At 59.2% G+C, this 22,164-nt stretch carries 20 protein-coding genes; 19 read left to right on the forward strand and 1 reads right to left on the reverse strand.

The window, feature by feature from the left end:
• The first annotated feature begins 495 nt into the window (after window positions 1-495).
• The 19 genes from mraZ to QP990_RS02740 all read left to right on the forward strand — a co-directional run bounded on the left by mraZ (window position 496) and on the right by QP990_RS02740 (window position 21,027).
• Window positions 496-930, forward strand: coding sequence for a division/cell wall cluster transcriptional repressor MraZ (mraZ, locus tag QP990_RS02650; RefSeq protein WP_005324499.1), 435 nt, complete (start codon window positions 496-498; stop codon window positions 928-930).
• A gap of 158 nt (window positions 931-1,088) precedes the next feature.
• Window positions 1,089-2,129: a 16S rRNA (cytosine(1402)-N(4))-methyltransferase RsmH gene (rsmH, locus tag QP990_RS02655; protein ID WP_396127271.1), complete on the forward strand. Its 1,041-nt coding sequence runs from the start codon at window positions 1,089-1,091 to the stop codon at window positions 2,127-2,129.
• Window positions 2,126-2,902: a hypothetical protein gene (locus QP990_RS02660; protein ID WP_259825123.1), complete on the forward strand. Its 777-nt coding sequence runs from the start codon at window positions 2,126-2,128 to the stop codon at window positions 2,900-2,902. The genes rsmH and QP990_RS02660 overlap by 4 nt, the downstream gene beginning before the upstream one ends.
• Before the next feature lie 207 nt (window positions 2,903-3,109).
• Window positions 3,110-4,978: a penicillin-binding protein 2 gene (locus QP990_RS02665; protein WP_034655422.1), complete on the forward strand. Its 1,869-nt coding sequence runs from the start codon at window positions 3,110-3,112 to the stop codon at window positions 4,976-4,978.
• Window positions 4,979-4,987: 9 nt separating this feature from the next.
• Window positions 4,988-6,523 carry a UDP-N-acetylmuramoyl-L-alanyl-D-glutamate--2,6-diaminopimelate ligase gene (locus QP990_RS02670; RefSeq protein WP_284798303.1) on the forward strand — a complete coding sequence of 512 codons (1,536 nt, stop codon included), beginning with the start codon at window positions 4,988-4,990 and terminating at the stop codon, window positions 6,521-6,523.
• Between the two features lie 2 nt (window positions 6,524-6,525).
• Window positions 6,526-8,055 (forward strand): UDP-N-acetylmuramoyl-tripeptide--D-alanyl-D-alanine ligase, encoded by a 1,530-nt coding sequence (gene murF, locus QP990_RS02675; RefSeq protein ID WP_284798305.1) that lies wholly within the window; start codon window positions 6,526-6,528, stop codon window positions 8,053-8,055.
• Between the two features lie 30 nt (window positions 8,056-8,085).
• Entirely contained in the window at window positions 8,086-9,192 is a 1,107-nt protein-coding gene (gene mraY, locus QP990_RS02680; protein WP_023021199.1) for a phospho-N-acetylmuramoyl-pentapeptide-transferase, read from the forward strand.
• Window positions 9,193-9,234: 42 nt separating this feature from the next.
• On the forward strand, window positions 9,235-10,626 hold the full coding sequence (gene murD, locus QP990_RS02685; protein WP_284798309.1) for a UDP-N-acetylmuramoyl-L-alanine--D-glutamate ligase: 1,392 nt from the start codon (window positions 9,235-9,237) through the stop codon (window positions 10,624-10,626).
• A gap of 28 nt (window positions 10,627-10,654) precedes the next feature.
• Window positions 10,655-12,055, forward strand: a complete 1,401-nt coding sequence (locus QP990_RS02690; protein WP_200288865.1) for an FtsW/RodA/SpoVE family cell cycle protein — start codon at window positions 10,655-10,657, stop codon at window positions 12,053-12,055.
• A 23-nt stretch (window positions 12,056-12,078) separates the two neighbouring features.
• The gene (murG, locus tag QP990_RS02695) at window positions 12,079-13,179 is read left to right on the forward strand and encodes an undecaprenyldiphospho-muramoylpentapeptide beta-N-acetylglucosaminyltransferase (RefSeq protein WP_200288866.1); all 1,101 of its coding nucleotides are present in this window, start codon (window positions 12,079-12,081) and stop codon (window positions 13,177-13,179) included.
• Entirely contained in the window at window positions 13,180-14,643 is a 1,464-nt protein-coding gene (gene murC / locus QP990_RS02700) for a UDP-N-acetylmuramate--L-alanine ligase (RefSeq protein WP_284798312.1), read from the forward strand.
• The gene (locus QP990_RS02705) at window positions 14,643-15,314 is read left to right on the forward strand and encodes a cell division protein FtsQ/DivIB (RefSeq protein WP_239207527.1); all 672 of its coding nucleotides are present in this window, start codon (window positions 14,643-14,645) and stop codon (window positions 15,312-15,314) included. Before murC ends, QP990_RS02705 begins: the two co-directional genes overlap by 1 nt.
• Before the next feature lie 311 nt (window positions 15,315-15,625).
• A complete protein-coding gene (gene ftsZ / locus QP990_RS02710) occupies window positions 15,626-16,945 on the forward strand; it encodes a cell division protein FtsZ (protein WP_023021205.1) in 1,320 nt (439 codons plus the stop codon).
• Window positions 16,946-16,969: 24 nt separating this feature from the next.
• Window positions 16,970-17,701, forward strand: coding sequence for a peptidoglycan editing factor PgeF (gene pgeF, locus QP990_RS02715; protein WP_284798316.1), 732 nt, complete (start codon window positions 16,970-16,972; stop codon window positions 17,699-17,701).
• The gene (locus tag QP990_RS02720; RefSeq protein ID WP_284798317.1) at window positions 17,701-18,399 is read left to right on the forward strand and encodes a YggS family pyridoxal phosphate-dependent enzyme; all 699 of its coding nucleotides are present in this window, start codon (window positions 17,701-17,703) and stop codon (window positions 18,397-18,399) included. The genes pgeF and QP990_RS02720 overlap by 1 nt, the downstream gene beginning before the upstream one ends.
• Window positions 18,400-18,503: 104 nt before the next feature.
• Entirely contained in the window at window positions 18,504-18,956 is a 453-nt protein-coding gene (locus tag QP990_RS02725; protein ID WP_023021208.1) for a cell division protein SepF, read from the forward strand.
• A 76-nt stretch (window positions 18,957-19,032) separates the two neighbouring features.
• Window positions 19,033-19,326 carry a YggT family protein gene (locus QP990_RS02730; protein WP_023021209.1) on the forward strand — a complete coding sequence of 98 codons (294 nt, stop codon included), beginning with the start codon at window positions 19,033-19,035 and terminating at the stop codon, window positions 19,324-19,326.
• Window positions 19,327-19,530: 204 nt separating this feature from the next.
• Window positions 19,531-20,706: a DivIVA domain-containing protein gene (locus QP990_RS02735; protein ID WP_284798321.1), complete on the forward strand. Its 1,176-nt coding sequence runs from the start codon at window positions 19,531-19,533 to the stop codon at window positions 20,704-20,706.
• Window positions 20,707-20,805: 99 nt separating this feature from the next.
• Window positions 20,806-21,027, forward strand: a complete 222-nt coding sequence (locus tag QP990_RS02740; RefSeq protein ID WP_200288871.1) for a zinc-binding dehydrogenase — start codon at window positions 20,806-20,808, stop codon at window positions 21,025-21,027.
• 49 nt (window positions 21,028-21,076) lie between these two features.
• Here QP990_RS02740 and QP990_RS02745 read toward each other — a convergent pair whose 3' ends face one another.
• On the reverse strand, window positions 21,077-22,078 hold the full coding sequence (locus QP990_RS02745; RefSeq protein WP_200288872.1) for an HNH endonuclease signature motif containing protein: 1,002 nt from the start codon (window positions 22,076-22,078) through the stop codon (window positions 21,077-21,079).
• Window positions 22,079-22,164: the final 86 nt, after the last annotated feature.

Genomic DNA, 22,164 nt, shown 5'->3' on the forward strand with positions numbered 1-22,164 from the left:
GAACTACGTTCACGCATACAACTGCTCCCCACTAGTAGGTAACTGATTTCTCAGTCCAACTAATGGGGAGCAGTTCACAGTAAAGGTTGACCGGGGATTTTTGTATCCAACCAAAATTCCCCACTTTGCCCCACCGGAGAAGCGTTCGGTGGGCTGTTGTGGGGTAGCTTTCCCGTTAGTCCAGTCAAAACGCCTTGATAACACAGGATATGGGGGAGGTGAGGGAATCGGGGCGCATTATATTGGTGTTGCGGGTGGTGCGTAAGGGGTGGCTGTAGTGGGCTGTCAAGGTCTTTTAGGGGATTTCTTCCCACTGAAGAAACCGCTATCTAGCTGCGGGAAATTGTGGACTAACTGAAAGACACGCGGCAATAAGTGGGTTAGGTGGGGGAAAGTGGGGTAGAGTGGGGCGCAGCGGAGGAAAGAGGGGCTTCAACGTCTCGATTCTGAAGTGAGAGAATCCGGAGTTTTCGAGTAAGGAAGGTGGATGCCGGGATGTTTCTCGGAACCTACACTCCGAAGCTCGATGACAAAGGACGTCTTACGCTTCCGGCAAAGTTTCGCGATGAACTCGCGGGTGGCCTTATGGTCACCAAGGGGCAGGACCACTCGTTGGCCGTGTACCCACGGGAGGAGTTTGCGGCACGAGCACGGAAGGCAGCGGCGGTTTCTCGAACCAACCCAGAAGCACGCGCTTTCATTCGCAACTTGGCAGCAAGTGCGGACGAACAGCGACCGGACGGGCATGGTCGAATCACGTTGTCCGCGGGGCATCGGGAGTACGCGAACCTGTCCAAGGAATGCGTTGTGGTTGGCTCTGTGGACTTTCTCGAAATTTGGGACGCGGCCGCGTGGGCCGAGTACCAGTCGCAAACTGAAGATGCTTATTCGGCCGCAGATGCCGATGACGTACTGGCGGGCTTGCTCTAAGCCTGCACAAGAGTGCGTGTAAGGACTCTGTCCGAGGCGGATGATTCTGGTGTACTTCCCCGATATCAGAAACCTGCCTCGGACAGGGCCCTATACGCACTCGCATGCTTTCCACCACTGGAATTCCGGGATTCGAAGAAAGGGGGTTGCGGGGAGACATGGCTATTGAAAACCTAAATTATGACGTGGCTGATAATCACGGCCATGTGCCTGTCATGCGCGAGCGCATGGCCGATCTCCTGCGCCCCCAAGTAGAAATGGCGGGGGATAATGCCGTGCTTGTTGACGCCACCTTGGGCGCCGGCGGCCACACCCGCTATTTTCTAGAAGCTTTCCCCAATGTCCGAGTGATTGGCGTAGACCGCGATCAGCAGGCGCTGCGCAACGCAACCGAACGTCTAGCTCCTTATGGCGATCGCTTCATTGGCGTCAACGCTCGCTTTGATGAGTTGGGCAGTGCCATTGCGGAAGGCGAGGGCTATAACTTTGATCTGGCCCGCAGCGTTGGCCTTGCGGGAGCCCTCTTTGACCTTGGCGTTTCTTCGATGCAGCTCGATCAGGCGGATCGCGGATTCGCGTACAAGACGGATGCACCGCTGGATATGCGTATGGATCCCTCGCAGGGGATTACTGCGGCGGATGTGCTCAACACCTATTCGCACGGTGATTTGGCTCGGATCCTCAAGACCTATGGCGATGAGCGTTTTGCCGGGAAAATTGCCTCGGCTGTACTGAAGGAGCGCGGTAAGGAGCCTTTCACTAACTCCGCGCGCTTAGTTGAGCTGCTTTACGACGCCATTCCGGCCGCGACCCGGCGTACAGGGGGACACCCCGCGAAGCGCACCTTTCAAGCCTTGCGCGTCGAGGTCAACCGCGAGTTGGAGGCTATCGAAAATGTGCTGCCGGTTACTACCCAAGCACTATCGGTAGGAGGCCGTGCCGTATTTATGAGTTACCAGTCCTTGGAAGACCGCATCGTGAAGGCGGCCTTTAAAGAATTGACCACGTCCACAACTCCGGCCGGACTGCCAATGGACCTTCCTGGCACCGCGCCGAAATTCACAATCGTGACGCGAGGCGCGGAAAAGGCCTCCGAAGAGGAGATTGCAGAAAATTCCCGGGCCGCGTCGGTGCGTGTTCGTGCCATCGAAAGGCTCGAGGGAATGCCAGAATTTCTACCGCCGGGAGGCAGGCCATGAGCACAATCCCACGTCGAAACCACCTAAAGACTGACAGCCGCGACAGAGAGGCCACTCGCACCATGGGCGCCAGCCGAGACTTCACCACCGGAATCGATACCGGAGCCCCGACGGCGCTGCGTGAGCGTCCCAGCACGAAGCGTGCCCCGAGCCGCACCCGGGTTCCGCACCGCAGCCGCAGCACGAACCGCCTGGGATCGAAGCAGGTTGTTAGCTTCCGCGGCCGGCAGCTGCAGCCGCAGACTAAGAAGAGCGGGCTGTTTGCCCGCCTGTCTGTCATCGCGCTTACGCTTCTCATCGTCGGCGTAGCTGTGGCAATGTGGCTGTCCGGTTTGTCTACCAAGCAAACCTTTGCCATCCAACAGCTCACCGTTCAGGATTCCCAACTGGATAACCAGATTGAAACCCTCAACCGTGATGCAGAAAATCTCAGCTCTTCTGCAGACATCGCGCGCCGTGCGGATGAAATGGGCATGGCCATTCCTAAGCAGCCAGGTATTGCGGAAGTCGGCGGCGATGGAAAGATCGTCGATAAGCGCGAAGGCACCCCGGATACGGAAAAGCTTATTGACGTAAACGGAGAACCTATCCGCCCCGGCCAAGCTTCCAGCGACCCGAAGGATACTGAAGGCCTCTCGGATTCCTTAAACGCCGTGCCGCAAGGCCAACAGCGCACCACCCGCGGCGGTGATGCCGGGAATACCGGCGCCGCGCAGGATGACGCGCGCCCCAACCTTCCCGCACGTGCGCCGTACGCCAGCCGCGCCGAGTAGCCGGAGTAGCTAGGAAAGAATATTCGGTGAAAATGATGATGCTCGCGCGTGGTGGCGCGGGCATTCTGACTTTTGTAGGGCACAATCAATACACGCAAGAAATTGTGGCGGAAATAGGGAAGGTGACATTGGACTGTGACTACGCCAAGTAGGGCTAGGCGCCGCCCGCGCCGCACCACCAGCTCCGCGGTGCCGCAAAAGAAGCTGATGCGCAAGCGTCTGCGCATTATCGTCTCCGTGGTGCTCGTGGCTATGGTTGTCCTTGTCGGCCGACTAGCCTGGGTGCAGCTCGTATGGGGTCCGGACCTTTCCGCCAAGGCCGTAACTCAGCGCGAGCGCGTCTATATTGAGCCGGCCCGTAGGGGAGAGATTTTAGACCGCGACGGCCAGCGCTTGGCTTATACGATGAAGTCTCGGTCCTTGACCGTCTCACCTACTCGTCTGCGCGATGAGCTAAAAGACAAGGCCGAAATCGAGGCCCAGAATGACGGCTCGACTGAGGGTATGGACGATAAGAAGCTCGATAGCTTCCTCAACCAGAAAATGGAGGAGACCCTCAAAGACATGGCGGAGGGAATCCCGAAGATGATTGAGGATTCGGGAGCTTCGACCTCCAAGGTGGAAAAGGAAGACATTCTTAATAAGCTCAAGGCCGATACCCAATACGAGGTATTGGTGCGCAATGTCGATCCGGATGTAGCCGTAGAGATTTCCAATAAGTACCACGGAGTGGCAGCAGACCGGCAAGACATTCGCCAGTACCCCAATGGCGCTATTGGGGAGAATGTCGTGGGCAAGGTATCCATGGATGGCCATGGCCAATTTGGCTTCGAGGCCGCGCGCGATACGGAACTAACCGGCATTGACGGCCAGTCAACCGAGGACGTATCCGCGGATGGCCAGGTTATCCCCGGCACGCTCCGTGATGTCGTTGATACCGTTGATGGCCGCGATGTCACCCTCACCCTCGATTTGGACCTGCAGACTTATGTGCAGCAAAAGCTGGAGAAGGCCAAGGCCAACTCCAAGGCTTCTGGCGCGGAGGCTGTGGTCCTTGATGCTGCGACCGGCCAAGTTCTCGCCATGGCCAATACCGATACCGTAGATCCCAACAAGAATATTGAGGATCAGCTCGATGAGGGCAAAGACTTTGAAAACCACAGCGTCTCGCACCCTTATGAGCCAGGCTCTGTAGCCAAGGTGGTTACCGCTGCTGCCGCATTGCAAGAGGGAGTGACCACCCCGGACGAGGTGCACCAGGTTCCGGGATCCATCGATATGGCGGGTGTGACCGTTAACGATGCGTGGCAGCACGGCACCGAGCCCTATACAACGACCGGCATCTTTGGTAAATCCTCCAATGTGGGCACCTTGATGCTTGCCGATAAATTGGGCCAAGAAAAGTACGCGAAGTACTTGGAAAAGTTTGGTTTGGGTAATACCACCGGCGTAGAACTACCGAATGAATCTGCCGGTAGCGTGCCGGACCTGGAGCAATGGTCCGGCGGCACCTTCGCCAACCTGCCCATTGGTCAGGGCCAGTCCTGGACCACCTTGCAGATGGCGAGCGTGTACCAAACATTGGCAAATGGCGGCGAGCGCATCGAGCCGCGCATCATTGACTCTGTGAAGGGGCCAGACGGCAAGGAAGAAAAGCTGGAGGAGCCAAAAAAGACCCAGGTGATAAGCCCTGAAACCGCCAAGACAACGGTGGATATGTTCCGGGCCGTCTTCCAAGACGATGACGCTGGCCTGCAAAATGGCACGGCCGGTAATGCGCAACTCAAGGGTTATCAGCTCTCCGGCAAGACTGGTACAGCTCAAAAGGTCGATCCGAATACCGGGGCCTATTCGAACTCCGCCTATTGGATCACCTTTGCCGGTATCGCACCGGCCGATGATCCGCGCTTCGTCGTTGCCGTCATGTTGGATGAACCCAAATCCGGTGTGGAGGACAATGGAGGCGGCGGCCAATCGGCAGCGCCGATTTTCCGAGACATCGCCTCCTGGCTGCTCAACCGTGACAATATTCCGACTTCGAAACCAGCACCGCGGCTGACCCTGCGGGCACAATAGGAGCTTAGTATGACCGTTTCATTGGATACTCTCGCCCAGCTTTCTGGCGGGCGCGTCATTGGTGATGCCTCCGTGGAGGTCTCCGCGTGCGGGCTGGATTCTTCCCGTCTGCCTGAGGGCGCGCTTTTTGCCGCCCTGCCGGGCACACGTGCACACGGCGCGCAGTTCGCCCGCGATACTAAGGCTGCGGCTGTGCTTACCGACGCCGCCGGACTCGACCTGCTCAGCCGGGCCCAAGAGACCCGCCCCATTGTGGTGGTGGACGATATTCGTGCCGTGCTCGGTCCGATTTCCGCTGAAATTTATGGCCACCCCACCCGGGAACTGACGGTCATTGGCGTCACCGGTACCTCCGGCAAGACCACCACGAGCTACCTGCTTGAAGCTGGTCTGCTCCATGCTGGGCATTCCGTGGGGCTTATCGGTACCACCGGTACTCGTATTAACCGCACCCCGGTTCCTACCTCGCTTACTACTCCCGAGGCACCTACCTTGCAAGAGCTATTCGCGCGCATGAAAAGCGAGGGCGTCACCCACGTGGTGATGGAGGTATCTTCGCATGCACTGGAGTTGGGACGCGTGCGCGGAACCCGGTTTGCCGTGGGCGGGTTTACGAATTTAAGCCAGGATCACCTGGATTTTCACCCCACCATGGAGGACTACTTTGAAGCTAAGGCCAAGCTCTTTGCTGGGGAACAGGCGGCCGAGCAGGCTGTAATCTGCCTCGATGATGAGTGGGGCGGGCGCATGCGCGGCGTCGCCGAGAGCGCTGGCCACCCCGTAACCACGGTGGCCACTCAGGGGGCTGCGGCCACGATTTCTGCGCACCAAACCGCCACCGAGGCTACCGGCGCCCAAGAGGTCGCCTTGAACTATGACGGTGCCGATTTCTCCTTCCGGTTGCCACTGCCTGGCGAGTTCAATATCGCCAATGCCTGTTTGGCGCTGGGCATGGCCGTAGCGGTAGGAGAGGAGCCGGCGGAGTTCCTCTCGGGCGTGGAAAAGGTCGCTGTTCCCGGCCGTATGGAGCGCATCGACCGCGGCCAAGACTTTGTGGCCGTGGTGGACTATGCCCATAAGCCGGCAGCTATCGCCGCGGTGCTTGATACTCTGCGCGGCCAACTAGAAGGAACCAAGGGGCGCGTCGGCATCGTCGTCGGCGCCGGCGGAGACCGTGATAGCTCAAAACGCCCCATCATGGGCGCTGCCGCGGCCACCCGCGCTGACCTCACTGTGGTCACCGATGACAACCCACGCTCTGAGGACCCTGCCACTATTCGTGCTGCGGTGGTGGACGGTGCACGCGAAGCCGCGCCCCAGGGCGATATTCGTGAGGTAGGTTCTCGTGCCCGTGCCATCGATGAAGTCGTTGACTGGGCCGAGCCAGGCGATGCCGTCATCGTCGTCGGCAAGGGCCACGAGGTGGGCCAACTTGTTAACGGGAAAACCTTGCACTTTGATGACCGCGAAGAAATGGCACGCGCCATCGAGAAGAAACTGGCCGGAACCCTACCGCGCGATACCCTTAGGGATGCGAAGGAGTAGTCATGATTCCACTTTCTATTGCCGATATTGCCGAAATCACCGGGGGCAGCCTCGATTGCGTCTCTGACCCAGACCAGCGCGTTACCGGGTTCATCGAATTCGATTCCCGGAAGGTAACCACAGGCGGGTTGTTTCTTGCCCTGCCCGGCGCCCGAGTGGATGGCCACGACTATGCGGAAAAGGCCATTGAGCAGGGCGCTGTAGCGGTGCTTGCCGCGCGGCCGGTCGGCGTTCCGGCGGTCGTCGTCAAGCCTCAAGGCCGCGTTACCGGTGATGCTGCGAACGCGGATATCTATGCTCACGACGAGGACGGCTCTGCCGCTGCGGTTGTCCAGGCGCTGTCCGATATTGCCAGGGAAGTCACCCGCCGCCTGACCGCGGAGCAGGGCCTAGAGATAGTCGGTGTGACCGGCTCAGCCGGAAAGACCTCCACCAAGGACCTGCTGGCCACTATTTTCCGCGCAGAGGGCGATACCGTTGCCCCTCCTGGTTCCTTTAATAACGAGGTCGGTCTGCCCTATACCGCTTTGCGCTGTGATGAGCACACTCGCTTCCTTGTTGCCGAAATGTCTGCCCGCGGAATTGGCCATATCCGCCACCTGACAACTATTACCGCACCCACCGTGGGCGTAGTGCTCAACGTCGGCACCGCTCACCTAGGCGAGTTTGGCTCGCGTGAAAACATCGCCCAAGCCAAAGGCGAGCTTGTGGAGGCCCTGCCCTCGGCCGCTGAGGGCGGGGTCGCTGTGCTCAATGCCGATGATCCCTTTGTCGCCGGCATGGCGCCACGCACCTCAGCAAAGGTGGTTTACTACTCGGCAAATAAGCCGCCGGCTGCCGACGCCCAGTACTACGCCAGTGAAATCCAGCTCGATGATGTGGCCCGCCCCTCGTTCGTGCTGCATGCGCCGGGCACAGACCCGCTTCCAGTAAAACTGCAGGTCTTTGGCCGGCACCAAGTATCTAATGCTTTGGCAGCGGCGGCCGCAGCCATTGAATCAGGCATGGACCCGCAGGTGGTAGCCAGCGCGCTATCGGGGCACCAAAATGCCTCCGAACACCGCATGGACGTACGCACCCGCCGCGATGGAGTCACCACCATCGATGACTCCTATAATGCCAATCCCGATTCCATGCACGCGGCGATTGCCGCGCTGGCCTATACCTCAGCCGCTCGTCCGGATGCCCGAGCCATCGCCGTGCTCGGTGAGATGGGAGAACTCGGCGGCGAAGCGGTGGCTGCCCACCGCACATTGGGCGAGGTCCTTTCCAAATACCACGTTGGCTACCTCGTGGCCGTGGGAGATAACGAGAATATGAGGGCGATGGTCGAGGCCGCACGGGCGCAGGGTATAAATACTACTATCAGCCCAGATGTTGACACCGCTGCGGCGGCGGTCGAAGACATCATTAGGGTAGCGCCTGCCGGCATCGAAGACTGGGCGGAGCGCGAGGCCAAAGACGTTGTCCTCATCAAGTCATCGAATGCCCAGCGCCTGTGGCGCGTGGCAGAAAAGCTCAATCGCCGTTAGTCCTCAGTACAAGGAGAAAGACCTCTAGCAATGACTCAGATCATTATCGCGGGCATCCTCAGCTTCCTCGTCGCGATTTTTACCACTCCCATGTTGGTCCGCTATTTTTCCGGCGTAGGCAAGGGGCAGGAAATCCGTGAGGACGGGCCACAGCTGCACCTACGCAAGCGCGGCACCCCAACCATGGGCGGACTGGCGATTTTGCTCGCCATCACTGTGGCCTACCTTGTGGTGGGCATTTACGCCCGCGTGACGGGCAACGGTGGCTTTAGCCCCTCCGGTCTCTTGGTCTACTTCCTCACCATGGGCTTGGGCGGACTGGGCTTTGCCGATGACTTCATCAAGCTGTTTAAAAAGCGTAACCTCGGCCTCAATAAGACCGCCAAGCTGGTAGGTCAACTAGCCGTCGCGCTTATCTTCGGCATCTTGGCACTGCAGTTCCCAGATGCACACGGCTTGACCCCGGCGTCTACAAACCTGTCCTTCGTCCGCGATTTTGACACCTTCGATATCGCCGTGGGCGGCGCCATTATCGGCACCATCGTTTTCTTGGTCTTTCTCTATCTACTCATCGCGGCGTGGTCGAATGCCGTAAACCTCACCGACGGCCTCGACGGTTTGGCCGCCGGCACCACTGCGATGGTCATGGGAGCCTACGCGCTCATTTCCTTCTGGCAGTTCCGCAACTCTTGCGCGGTGTCGCCCGCGGCGGGGTGCTATGAGGTCCGTGACCCACTCGACCTCGCCGTGCTGGCTGCAGCTGGCCTGGGCGGTTGCTTGGGCTTTTTGTGGTGGAATGCCGCACCGGCGAAAATCTTTATGGGCGATACCGGCTCACTAGCACTCGGTGGTCTCGTCGCTGGCCTGTCCGTGACCACCCGTACCGAGCTGCTCATGATCATCATCGGCGCCATCTTCGTTATTGAGACGGTCTCCGTGGTTATCCAGATCATCGTCTTCCGCAGCACCGGAAAGCGCTTTTTCCGCATGGCGCCCATCCACCATCACTTTGAAAACGGTGGCTGGGCAGAGACCGCCGTGGTCACTCGCTTTTGGTTGCTCAGCGCCATGGCCGCCATTGCCGGCGTATGCATCTTTTATGGTGACTGGCTGTCCGCGGTCGGTTTTAGTTCTTAAGACTCACGCCTTCTAGCTTTATCGAGGAAAGAGGAAAAACAGATGACCGAGTTGCCATCCTCCTTGCGCGGTCGCGTGCTCGTGGCTGGGGCGGGAGTATCCGGGCGCGGTTGCGTCGCTATGCTCACCAGACTCGGCGTGGATATTACCGTGGCAGATTCCAACGAGGCTGCTCTAGAGGCGTTGGCGGAGGACTACGGCGTAGCTACGGTTTCCGTTGACTCCGCTGCCCAAAGCGAGTTTGACCTCGTGATTACCTCGCCCGGCTGGCGTCCTGACTCGCCTTTGTTGGTTGCTTTTCAGAACGCTGGGGTAGAGGTGATCGGCGATGTGGAGCTTGCCTATCGCTTGGACCGATCCGGCGTCTTCGGGGCACCGCGCACCTGGTTAGTGGTCACCGGAACTAACGGCAAAACCACCACCACCGGAATGTTGGCCCAGATTATGCAGGCCGATGCCGAGCGCACCGGCAAGCGCGCACTGGCGGTGGGCAATATTGGCGTTTCGCTTTTCGACGCCCTCACCGCCACCCCTCGCGTCGACGTCCTTTGTGCCGAGCTTTCTTCTTTCCAGCTGCACTGGTCTAGCCAGTTGCGCCCAGATGTGGGCGTGCTGTTGAACTTGGCAGAAGACCACCTCGATTGGCATGGCTCGTTCGACGCTTATGCGCAGGCCAAAGCCAAGGTGCTCGACGGCCAAGCCGCCGTCGTGGGCAAGGACGATGACGCGGCGGTGCGCTACGCCGAGAATACAGCTAATCTATACGGCTTTACCGCCGCTGAACCTGCAGAGGGGGAGGTAGGCGTAAGCGCCGGCCGCCTTCTCTCTCGGCTCGCCCAGGAGCGGGAGGATCTCGCTTCCGCCGAGGGTATCGAGCCCGCTGGCTTGGCAGGAGTCTTGGACGCTGCGGCCGCAGCAAGCGTCGCGCGCTTGGCAGGCGCTAGCCCGCGCTCCATCGCGCAGGGGCTGGCAGCGTATACCGTCGCCGGGCACCGTGGCGCTGTGATTCATGAGCATTCCGGCATCAGTTTCATCGATAACTCCAAGGCCACCAACCCACACGCAGCGGATGCGGCGCTAAAAGGGCTCAATTCCGTTGTATGGATTGCCGGCGGGCAGTTGAAGGGGGCGGAGGTAGACGGGCTCGTCGCCAAGCACGCCGCCCAGATCAAGGCCGCGGTAGTTCTCGGCGCGGATAGGCAAGAAATCGCCCAAGCACTGGCCGAACACGCACCACATGCACCTGTAGACGTTATCCAAAGCAACGACCCTGCCGCGGCCATGAATGCAGCGGTGGATGCTGCACTGCAACACGCCGAAGCCGGGGATACCGTCCTTTTGGCACCGGCTGCGGCATCGTTGGATATGTATACCGGCATGGCTCAACGCGGTGACTTCTTTGCCGTAGCCGCGCGGGAGCTCACCCGCGACTAGAGCTAGATATTGAAGATCAGGAGAACATATGACGGCCACCTCCCAGCAGCGCCCGCGCTCCAAGAGCTTTGGCGACCGCGTTCGTGAGCTGCGCGAGCAAGCCCGCCAGCAGGCCGGCCTGGATTATCAGCTGTTGCGCTTTATCATTTTCACACTCGTGGGCATTGGTGTGCTCATGGTCTTTTCCTCTTCAATGGCCACGTCATTGACGGAGGACGGCGGGGTGTGGAACCAGGCGCTACGGCAGTGCGTCATGGTGTTTTTTGGTCTCCTTGCCTTTTGGCTGGGCCTGCAGGTTTCGCCACATACTTTGCGCAAGTGCGTGCCGTGGATCGTGGGCCTTTCTATTATTTTGCTCATTGCGGTGCTTATCCCCGGTGTAGGCACCGGCCGTGAAGAGGTGGGTTCGCAGTCGTGGATTTACCTCGGTCCGTTTTCCTTGCAGCCTTCGGAACTCGCGCGCATTGCCGTAGGCATGTTTGGTGCGAGCGTCCTGGCTGACAAGGAACACAAATCCATGAAGCTTTCTGACCCCTTCATGATGTATTCCTTTATTTCTGCAGGAATGTTTTTGCTCATCGTCGGTCAAGGGGACATGGGCATGGCGTTGTCCTTCGCCATCGTGGTGGTCTTTACCCTCATTTTCGCCGGCGTTGACTGGAGAGTTCCCGCAACGATTGGCGTTGCCGCGGTCTTGGGGTTGATTGGGATTTTCTTGAAAGGCGGTTTCCGCTCGAATCGCTTCCACACCTATTTCGACGCCTTGTTGGGCAATATCTCCGATACTCAAGGCACTGGTTTCCAGTCTTATCAGGGCTTTCTCTCGCTTGCCGACGGCGGCTTCTGGGGCGTTGGCATCGGCCAATCCCGCGCCAAGTGGTTCTACCTGCCAGAGGCGAAAAATGACTTTATTTACGCCATCGTGGGTGAGGAGCTTGGCTGGTGGGGCGGCGCGCTCGTTATCTTGCTCTTTGCCGCTTTGGGATATGTGGGCCTGCGCACCGCGATGCGGGCACAGAATCAGTTCCAATCTTTGCTCGCCGCCTCGTTGACCATCGGTGTGGTTACTCAGGCCTTCGTCAATATTGGCTATGTCATTGGCCTGCTGCCAGTGACCGGTATTCAGCTGCCCATGATCTCCGCCGGCGGTACCGCGGCGATTATCACCATCGGTTCGATGGGCGTGCTGTGCAATGTAGCGCGCCACGAGCCGATGCAGATTTCCGCAATGCAGAACTTTGGCCGCCCGTTTTTTGATCGCCTCTTTTTCATTGGCGAGCCGCAGCCGGTGTCTAAGCCGAAAAAGAAGCAGCGGGGGCGTCACGCCCGCCCGCAGGAGCCACGCTCCCGTGTGCGCGAAGAGCAATTTGGTCGCCCGGTGACTGGAAGCGGCCGCCGCTATCCGCGCGCCGAGCGCCGCTATCGATAGGTGGCGCTGGTAGCCTTTAGGCTATGAATTCCACGCCTATTTCCGTCGTCATTGCAGGTGGCGGCACTGCCGGACACATTGAACCCGCCCTTGCCGTGGGCGAAGCTTTGCGTGAGCGCCACGGCGCTCGCATCACTGCTCTCGGTACCGAAAAGGGCCTTGAGCGCGATATCATTCCCGCCCGAGGCGTGGACCTTAGACTGATTACCCCCGTGCCGATTCCGCGCAAAATCAACGCGCAGCTTTTCAAGCTACCGTTTAACCTCTCCCGCGCGGTGAGGGAGGCCAAGCAGGTACTCAAGGACCTCGAAGCAGACGTTGTTTTTGGCACCGGCGGCTACGTGGCCGGCCCAGCCTATATTGCTGCGCGCTCCCTTGGGATCCCGTTCTATGTTTTGGAGACCAATGCCTTAGCCGGAATCGCCAATAAGCTCGGCGTGAAAATGGGCGGCATCGGCCTCAACGCCCACCCGGACTCCGGAATGCCGGGTGAGGTCGTGGGCATTCCCGTGCGCCCGAGCTTGGCGGAGGACCCGAAGGGGACTCTTGCTGCAGGCGCGCGCACCAAGTGGAACTTGGCCGAGCTTCCCACCGTCCTCATTACCGGCGGCTCCCAAGGCGCAGCCAGCATCAACCGCGCAGTTGCTGGGGCAGTGGAAGACCTAGCCAAGGACTTCCAGCTCCTGCATGCTTATGGCAAGAAGAATGACGAGCCCGCAGCACATCCGAACTACGCTGCTTTGCCGTATATCGAGGATATGGGCTCGGCCCTTGCGGTAGCCGATCTCGTCGTATGCCGCTCCGGTGCTATGACCGTTGCCGAAGTATCTGCCGCAGGGCTGCCAGCGATTTACGTGCCGTTGCCGCATGGTAACGGTGAACAAGCGCTCAATTCCCGTGAAGTGGTCGAGGCGGGCGCTGCCATCCAGATTCCCGATGCGGAGCTGACCCCTGAGCGTCTTATCTCTGAGGTGCGCGGCATTCTCGATGACCCTAAACGTCTAGCATCGATGACGCATGCCGCCGCCCACGCCAGCGCCGGCGACGTGGCCAATACCATCGCAGACCGCATCGCTGCCCGCGTGTCCGAGGCCGAAACCGCCGCCGGAAGGAAGGAAAAGTAAATGACTGATCCCGCACACTACGATCTCCGCCGCGTCCACCTCATCGGCATTGGTGGCTCTGGCATGTCGGGGCTGGCGCGAATTCTTGCCACGCGCGGCGCCGTGGTTACCGGTTCCGATGTAAAAGCCTCCACCCCGGTGGAGGTGCTGCGCACCATGGGCGCGAAGGTCGCCATCGGGCACGCTGCCGAAAACCTGCGCCTATCGGGTGAACTACCGACCGTCGTGGTGACTTCCTTCGCTGCCATTCCGCAAGACAATCCGGAGCTAGTAGCCGCGCAGGAAAACGATATCCCCGTCATCCGCCGCTCCGATTTGCTTGCCGCATTGATGGAAGGCCACAAGCAGGTATTGCTAGCCGGCACGCACGGCAAAACGTCCACTACGTCGATGACCGTGAGTGCGATGCAACACGCAGGTCTCGATCCTTCCTTTGCCATCGGCGGCCAGCTCAATCGCGCGGGCACCAACGCCCACGGCGGCACCGGTGAGGCCTTTGTCGCCGAGGCTGATGAATCCGATGCCTCCCTGCTGCGCTACAGCCCCGATGTTGCGGTGCTTACGACTATCGAGCCCGATCACCTCGACTTCTTCCACAGCGAGGAGGCTTACTTCAAGGTCTTCGATGACTTTGCTAGCCTGGTCACCCCAGATACCGGCTATCTTGTTGTCTGCGCCGAGGATGAGAACGCCGCCCAAGCAGGCGAGCGTGCGCAGGAGCGCGGCATCAACGTCGTGGCCTATGGCGCAGCGGACAAGTCTTTTACCACTACCGTGTCTCTGGCTGCTGAGCTGGAACGCGAGGAGACCACCGCTGAGGGGATGGACACCACCGTAAAGGTTAACCTTCCTGGCATCTCTGAAACTGTGCGCTACGAGCTGCAGATCCCGGGACACCACATGGTGCTTAACTCGATGGGCGCCTTGTTGGCTGGTGTGCTTTCCGGTGGCGCCCCGGCTGCCATTGCTGAGGGATTGGCTGATTTTAGCGGTGTGCGCCGGCGCTTTGAGTACCGGGGGAGCGTCGACAAGCAGGGCAAGCCCGTGCGCGTCTTTGATGACTATGCGCACCATCCCACCGAGGTTGCTGCAGTTCTGCGCGCCGCTCGGGCAAAGGTTGAGGCCGAAGGCCACGGCGGCCGTGTCATCGCCTGCTTCCAGCCGCACCTGTACTCGCGCACCATTGAATTTGACGCCGAGTTTGCCCAAGCGCTCTCGCTTGCCGACGCCGCCGTAGTCCTCGACATCTACGGCGCGCGCGAACAACCTGTGGAGGGAATTACCTCCCGCATCATTACCGATAAAATGCCAAGTGACATGCAGGTCATCTTCGAACCAGATTTTTCTGCCGCTGCCCGCGACGTTGTTTCGCTCGTAGAACCTGGCGATGTTGTGCTGACCATCGGTGCTGGCTCGGTAACTATGGTCGCGGCAGAAATTCTCGATGAATTGCGGGCGAGCTAGTGCGCGTATCCACCAAGCTCATTGCCGGGATCAGTGCAGCTGTCGTTGTCGTAGCCTTGATCATTGCCGTCGTAGTGTGGACGGTGCCCATCTTAAAAGTCCGCCATTTTCAGGTGGAAGGTACCCACCAGCTTGATGCTGCGCAGGTAGAGGAGGCCGCCGGGGTTGCCGAAGGAGAAAACCTCCTGCGCGTAGATGCAGGCAAGGCAGCCTCCGGTGTTGCTGGATTGGATTGGGTTGATTCGGTAACTGTCTCGCGCGATTTCCCCTCCACCTTGACTATCAATGTGGACGAACACAAGGCTGTGGCTTTTGTAAAGCGCGATAATAAGCCTTTCCTGATTGATGATAAGGGCGAGGAATTTACCTCCGCGGAGCCTCCCGCCGGCGCGGTTGAGGTCACTGGTTCTGTTGATAGCGGCTCCCGCCAAACCCAAGACGCGGTGCGCGCGATCGCTGCGTTATCGGATGATGTGCGCAACCAAGTAGGAACCCTTGATGTGGACGATGAATACTCGCTCATCTTTACCACTAAGGATGGCCGCCGCGTCTTTTGGGGCGCGAGCGACTCCAATGATGATGACAAGGCGCGTGCCTTTGCCACCGTGTTGAAGATGGAAGGTCGCGAGTGGAATATTTCCAACCCTGAGTTGGTGACCACCCGCGGATAGGGGACGGGTGCCCCCCGGACGCATTTTTTACCCTTCTGTGGTCCCTGCAGCGCCGCTTAAGCGCGTGCGCTGCAGGGGCCTTTTTCTCTGGCACCAATGTGGGGCGGATGGTGCGGGTGTGACTAACAAAACCGCAGGTGAACAACCCTAAAGTGCAACTTGAGGGTCTCGACACGCGCAAAATGTGCGTGAAAATTACACGGCTGTCGTTAAAGATGGAAAGGAACGCGATTCGCCTTCGGCGGACCGCATTACATTCCTCGTTTAATGCACGTGCAGACTTAAAGTAGCGAAAGGTGAGACCAACTCACATGATCTCTTCCAATAACAATCTCGCGGATATCAAGGTCGTCGGCGTCGGCGGTGGCGGCGTCAACGCCGTCAACCGCATGATCGAAGAAGGCCTCAAGGGCGTTCAGTTCGTCGCCATCAACACTGACTCTCAGGCCCTCATCTTCTCTGATGCCGATACCAAGCTGGATATCGGCCGCGAGGCCACCCGTGGCCTCGGTGCCGGCGCTAATCCTGAGGTGGGCAAGACCTCCGCAGAAGATCATAAGTCCGAAATCGAAGACGCCCTGCAAGGCTCCGATATGGTCTTCGTGACTGCTGGCGAAGGCGGCGGTACCGGCACCGGTGCCGCTCCGGTTGTGGCATCCATCGCGAAGAAGATGGGCGCGTTGACCGTGGGCGTTGTCACCCGTCCGTTCAAGTTCGAGGGTGCCCGCCGTACCCGCCAGGCTATGGCCGGCATCGAAGAGCTGCGTGAGGTATGCGATACGCTTATCGTTATTCCGAATGACCGCCTGATGCAGCTCGGTGGGGAAGAGCTTTCCATTGTTGAGGCTTTCCGCGCCGCCGATGAGGTGCTGCACAATGGTGTGCAGGGTATTACCAATCTGATCACCATCCCAGGCATGATCAACGTCGACTTTGCCGACGTCCGCTCCGTCATGTCCGACGCCGGCTCTGCCCTGATGGGCATCGGCTCTGCCCGCGGCGATAATCGCGCCATGACCGCTGCCGAGCAGGCCATTAATTCCCCGCTATTGGAATCGACGATGGAAGGCGCCAAGGGCGTGCTGTTGTCCATCGCCGGCGGCTCCGACCTTGGCCTGCACGAGGTTAATGCCGCGGCTTCCATGGTGGAGGAGCGCGCTGACGAAGACGTCAACCTTATCTTCGGTACCATCATCGATGACACCTTGGGTGATGAAATCCGCATCACCATCATTGCCACCGGCTTTGATGCCGAGGCCAATATGACCCAGGCCGCTGCACAACCGCAGAAGCAGCAGGAACAGCGCAAGCCAGGGTCCCTTTTTGACAATCGCCAGCGCGCGGCCGCAGAGCCCGTCACCCCGGCTCCGGCACAGCCTGGTGCGGCCGAGCCGGTACAAGATGATTACTCCCCGCGCCACTCCTACGAGCCGCGTGCCGGCCAGGAGCGGGAGCGCTACACCCCAGAGCGCCCTGCCGAGGAGCGCCGCCCAGAATCTACCGGTCTGTTCACCAATTCTGACCGTTTCTCCCGCGAGGAGCGTCGTGATGACTACCGTTTGTCTCGCCCATCCCAGCGCCGCGATGATGATGGCGACGACGATCTGGACGTGCCTTCCTTCATGCGCTAAGCGCAAAGCGCTACGCTGGTGTGCATGCCAGTAAACGAGGAACATCGCACCAAACGCCCCGTCCGCATGGTCTTTACCAGCCGTGCCGGCGGGGCGTCTGCTATTCCATATGACTCTTTTAATTTAGGGCACCATGTTGGCGATGACCCCGCCGCGGTTGCTGCGAATCGAGATCGCCTAAAACGCGTGACCGGCGTGGACGATATCGTGTGGATGGAACAACTACACACCAATACAGTCACCGTTATCGATGGTCCACAGGATGAACCTGTGCCAGCCACCGACGCGATTGTCACCACGCAGCGCCGCCTTGGGCTGGGCGTCCTTGTTGCAGATTGCACGCCGGTTCTGCTTGTCGACGTCGCCGCTGGTGTCATCGCCGCCGCCCACGCTGGCCGCTTGGGCGCCCGCAACGGCATCATCGTCAATACCGTGCGCGAAATGGAGAAACTCGGCGCTCAGCCCGAGCGCATCCAGGTGGTTATGGGACCAGCTGCCTCCGGCAAAAACTACGAGGTGCCGAAAGAGATGGCTGAGGATGTAGAACGTCGGCTGCCCGGTTCGAAGACGCGGACGTCGAAAGGAACCTGGGGAATTGACGTTCGCGCAGGTTTGATCCGCCAGCTCATGGGCCTCGGCATCACCGCGATTGAATCCGATCCGCGCTGCACAATTGAAGACGAAAATTTCTTTTCCTATCGCCGCGAAGGCACTACCGGCCGCCAGGCCGGGCTGATCTGGTTGGAGGCTAACTAATGGCAGACCGTAAAGCACAGCTTCGAGAAAATCTCGCCGCCACTCGAGCCGAAATTGAACGGCTATCGGCGCAAGCAGACCGCAAGCCCCCGCAGCTACTGCCGGTGACGAAGTTGCATCCAGCTGCGGATATCGCCCTTCTTGCTGAACTCGGGGTTAGTGACGTTGCCGAAAACCGGGAGCAAGAAGCTCGCGCCAAAGCGGCTGAACTGCCACAGCTGCGCTTTCATATGATCGGCCAGATGCAGACCAAAAAGGCCAATCACGTGGCTCGGTGGGCGGCCAGCGTTCATTCGCTTGATTCCCTCAAACTTGCTCAGGCTTTGGAACGGGGCGTCGCCTTGGCAAAGGAACGAGGGGAACGCGAGAGCAACCTGCCGGTCTTTGTCCAAGTGTCTGCCGATGGCGATGACGCTCGCGGAGGCGTTTCTCGCCACGCGCTCGACGAGCTCGTCGAAGCAGTAGAAGGAAGCGAACACCTCGACTTCGCTGGCCTCATGGTAGTCCCGCCCCTCGACGCCGATGCGGGCGAGGTCTTTCGCGGTGTGCGAGATGAGGTCGACCGGCTATCTGCCGCGCTGAAGCGCCCGCTGAAATTGTCTGCTGGAATGAGCGCGGACATGGCCGAAGCAATTGCTGCGGGCAGCGATATCGTGCGTGTCGGAACCAGTATCATGGGGCCGCGGCCAGTAGGTTGAAAGCATTGCAAAAGCGCATTTCACAGCGTAAATCACATGAGTCACACTAGACACATTTTGCGCGTTTAGACTTGTACAAATTTAGGTCAGAGGGAGACCCAAAAATGTCATTCATTGATAAGACGAAGGATTTCTTCGGGCTGGGCCCGGTGGACATCGAAGAAGACGATGCCTACTACAGCGAGGAGCCGCGTTATTCCGAAAATGCCTCCTCCGCCTACGCCCCGCGTCGTGCTCCGCAGTCTTATGAGCCTGCTCCGGTGAAAGAAGAGTTTGTGCCGACCATCGTGGCTATTTCGCTGACGTCTTTCAATGACGCTGCCAAGGTGGGCGAGCCTTTCCGCGACGGCGACGCAGTGGTCTTTGAGCTTACCGACGCCGACAAGGCCACCGCAAAGCGCTTCATCGACTTCGCTGCCGGTCTCTGCTTCGGCTTGGAAGGGCGCATGCTTAACCTCACCAAGGGATTGGATACCGAGCGCAAGGTCTTTTCTATCGTGCCGAAGTCTGCGGACATCGCTAGGCACGAGCTCGAGCGCGCCGCTGGCCTGCGCTAAAGCAGTAAGTTTTTCTTGACCCCCGCGGGGTGCCGATTGGGCACCTGCGGGGGTCTATTAGATAGGCTCGGTTATTGTGACACAACTCGGAATTATTCTTATCCTGCTCGTGCGGATTTATACGTGGGTTCTCATCGCCCGCATCATCATTGAGATGATTCAATCCTTCTCCCGGCAGTTTAACCCGCCACGTTGGTTTATGGTTGTGGCGGAGCCACTGTTTGTAATTACGGATCCGCCGGTAAAGGCGCTACGCCGTTTGATCCCGCCGCTCCAGATGGGCGGGGTGGCCCTCGACGTATCGGTGCTCGTGCTATTTATTTTGCTTTCGATACTTACACGAATCTTGCAAATCGTATTTTTCGGTTAGCACCCCCGTCGCCTCGCAACCTGTGGTAAACGTTGAGACTCGGCGGGGCGTCGATTATTGTGGTCGTTTGGTTACGATAAATCGCGATAACCCGTATTATGAACCACATGTACCTTTGTGGGGAAGGTTTAGTTAGACCTGAACCGCAGCTCCTAAGGCCCTGGAACCTCCGGGGTTGTATCAACCTGAAGGGGAAGAGAAGACATGCCACTGTCACCAGCTGATGTTCACAACGTCGCGTTCAGCAAGCCGCCCATTGGCAAGCGCGGCTACAACGAAGACGAGGTGGATCAGTTCCTCGACCTCGTAGAGGATGCGCTTGCCCAGCTGCAGGATGAGAACGAAGATCTACAGGCACAGGTCAGCGATCTCAATTCTCAGGCCAAGGCGGACGCTGGCGCCGGTGCTGCTGGTACCGCAACGGCAGCCTCCGCTCGTACCGATGAGGCTGCACTGCGCAAGGAGATTGAGGCCAAGCTGCGCGCCGAGTACGAAACCAAGCTGGCGGACTCCAAGTCCGAGCTGTCCCGTGCTAAGGAAGAAACCAAGAAGGCACGCGAGCAGGTAAAGGCAGCCCAAGCTGAGGCTTCCAAGGCACAGGAGACCGGCTCTGCCGCCGCTTCCGCTTCTGCAGACCTGAAGGCCGCCCGCGATGAGGCAGCACAGGCAAAGAGGGAAGCTGAGGCAGCTCGTGCAGAGGCTGCACAGGCAAAGAAGGACCTTGAGGCTTCCAAGAAGGAAAATGATGAGCTGAAGAAGTCCGCTTCCGCAGCTGGTTCTTCCAAGGCCGGCGTTGCAGCTGCAGGCCTTGCAGGCGCTGGTGCAGCTCAGACTGCAGATGGTCTGGCTACCCCAGAAACCCACATGCAGGCCGCTCGCGTTCTGGGTCTGGCACAGGAGATGGCAGACCGCCTGACCTCCGAGGCTCGTGCGGAGTCCGAGTCCATGCTGTCGGAGGCACGCACCGCCGCCGAGAAGCAGCTGACCGACGCAGACTCTCGTTCCAAGGCGCAGCTTGCCGACGCCCAGAAGAAGTACGATGCCCAGCTGCAGGACGCGGATTCCCGCTCCAAGAAGCTGGTGTCTGACGCCGAGGCTAAGGCAAAGCAGACCGAGTCCGATGCGTCCTCCCGTGCTGAGGCACAAATCCGTCAGGCTGAGGAGAAGGCTGCTTCCTTGCAGGCCGATGCTGAGCGCAAGCACACCGAGGTTATGAACACGGTCAAGCAGCAGCAGACCGCACTGGAGGCTCGTATCTCCGAGCTGCGTACCTTCGAGCGCGAGTACCGCACTCGCCTGAAGACCTTGCTCGAGTCTCAGCTGGAAGAGCTGGCTACTCGCGGCACCGCCGCACCGAACGGCGAAGCTGGCAATAACTAAGCCACCGCGTTCTCTCTAGCGCCCCCGCCACCGCTGCGGGGGCGCTATTGTTGTTTTAGACCGTGGTGCCCTATCCCGACCTAACCGAAAGGAACCATTGTGCTTGTTGCCGCCTTAGTTCTCGCCCTCGTGGCATTCGTAGCCTTGGTCAACTTCGTCATCTCGGGTGCCGACTGGTCGCTGTATATCGTCTTCGCCGCCGCTGGCCTCGGTCTGGTGTGCTTTATTCTGGATTGGGCGCATAAGCATCGCAGCGATAAAGCCCGGGCAGCACAACACCCTGAGCAAGATTCCTTGCGCGAGGCTTTACGCGAGAACTAAAATAGCACGCCAAAAAGGCGCTCGAGGCGCCTTATTTCGCGGTCTTGTCTTAGCAGTCAGGGGGCTGCCACCGAATCTGCCCATTCGTGCGGCTAAGTCGCCCGCGTAGCGGTGGGGCATTGGGATCGTCATCGTTGGCTCCATTGTGGTAGGCGCAGGCTGTGGATAAGTTTGCGATATTGGTCAATCCACCGTGTAGCCAGGGTTCCAAATGGTGAATTTGGCATTCGTCGGCTGGCTTAGCGCACCGCGGCCACGGGCACACAGGATTTTCTGCACCCGCCATCAATCGCTGTTTAGCATTGGCGAAGCGCTCCGTGCGATACAGGTTCACCGCGCCTTCGTAGGGGCTGACCAGCGTGATGAGTCCATGTTCCTTTAACGTGCGGCGCAAGTATTGCGCACCCGAAAGCGTTGCCCCGTTTGTCATCTGCAGGGTGATTTCCTCACCGTCACCGTTGACGATGCGTACGTAATCTTCCAGTCGCACGATGACATTGGTTACTACGGTGCTCCGTTGCGCGCTATCGTCCCCGAAGAAGGTATCTTCCACCACCTCTAGCGGCTTTTTATTCTGGTTTTCTACCGCTGCGTGCAAATCCGCGATAAACGAAGACGATCCATCGATCGCAAGCGTCCACGGAGCATCTTTGCGTCGGATGATGCGCACGCCCGGTTTCACAGTGCGCTTTTTCTTCGGGACTTTGGACTGAGCCAGCTTCTCCAGCGCCCCTGCTGTGGCCTTGGTGGTGCAGAGTTGTTCGCGGAGAACCCAGGCGTCGAAAAGCGTAGGCATTTTCCGCGCATACTTTTCAATGATGGATAAGGCAACAATGGAATGCCCATTGTGCTGGGCGCCTTCGATAGCGCGGCGACGTTTCCCCGTGAACTTGGTCGTGCCGCAGTATGCTTCCTTTAACAAGGCCAGCTCGCGGGCAGTCTTTTCGGCAGCGCCCCGTGCGCAGAGGTCGTCCTCAGACATGCCTGCGCACCCAAGGACGATGTCCATCCCAGGTGCCATGGCTGCGAGGTAAGTATCTAGCGCGTTCACGACTCACAATTTATTGCCCCGCGTAAGCCCCCACAAGGGAAAATTTTTAGCCTGTGGATAACTTATTGTGCACGAAGATTCTGGGG

It is taken from the genome of Corynebacterium sp. MSK071 (assembly GCF_030232125.1).
Classification (GTDB): Bacteria; Actinomycetota; Actinomycetes; order Mycobacteriales; family Mycobacteriaceae; genus Corynebacterium; species Corynebacterium kefirresidentii.

Bases quoted from the DNA above. Each gene is read 5' to 3' on its own strand.
- mraZ (WP_005324499.1), top strand. From the start codon at position 496: ATGTTTCTCGGAACCTACACTCCGAAGCTCGATGACAAAGGACGTCTT.
- rsmH (WP_396127271.1), top strand. From the start codon at position 1,089: ATGGCTATTGAAAACCTAAATTATGACGTGGCTGATAATCACGGCCAT.
- QP990_RS02660 (WP_259825123.1), top strand. From the start codon at position 2,126: ATGAGCACAATCCCACGTCGAAACCACCTAAAGACTGACAGCCGCGAC.
- QP990_RS02665 (WP_034655422.1), top strand. From the start codon at position 3,110: ATGCGCAAGCGTCTGCGCATTATCGTCTCCGTGGTGCTCGTGGCTATG.
- QP990_RS02670 (WP_284798303.1), top strand. From the start codon at position 4,988: ATGACCGTTTCATTGGATACTCTCGCCCAGCTTTCTGGCGGGCGCGTC.
- murF (WP_284798305.1), top strand. From the start codon at position 6,526: ATGATTCCACTTTCTATTGCCGATATTGCCGAAATCACCGGGGGCAGC.
- mraY (WP_023021199.1), top strand. From the start codon at position 8,086: ATGACTCAGATCATTATCGCGGGCATCCTCAGCTTCCTCGTCGCGATT.
- murD (WP_284798309.1), top strand. From the start codon at position 9,235: ATGACCGAGTTGCCATCCTCCTTGCGCGGTCGCGTGCTCGTGGCTGGG.
- QP990_RS02690 (WP_200288865.1), top strand. From the start codon at position 10,655: ATGACGGCCACCTCCCAGCAGCGCCCGCGCTCCAAGAGCTTTGGCGAC.
- murG (WP_200288866.1), top strand. From the start codon at position 12,079: ATGAATTCCACGCCTATTTCCGTCGTCATTGCAGGTGGCGGCACTGCC.
- murC (WP_284798312.1), top strand. From the start codon at position 13,180: ATGACTGATCCCGCACACTACGATCTCCGCCGCGTCCACCTCATCGGC.
- ftsZ (WP_023021205.1), top strand. From the start codon at position 15,626: ATGATCTCTTCCAATAACAATCTCGCGGATATCAAGGTCGTCGGCGTC.
- pgeF (WP_284798316.1), top strand. From the start codon at position 16,970: ATGCCAGTAAACGAGGAACATCGCACCAAACGCCCCGTCCGCATGGTC.
- QP990_RS02720 (WP_284798317.1), top strand. From the start codon at position 17,701: ATGGCAGACCGTAAAGCACAGCTTCGAGAAAATCTCGCCGCCACTCGA.
- QP990_RS02725 (WP_023021208.1), top strand. From the start codon at position 18,504: ATGTCATTCATTGATAAGACGAAGGATTTCTTCGGGCTGGGCCCGGTG.
- QP990_RS02735 (WP_284798321.1), top strand. From the start codon at position 19,531: ATGCCACTGTCACCAGCTGATGTTCACAACGTCGCGTTCAGCAAGCCG.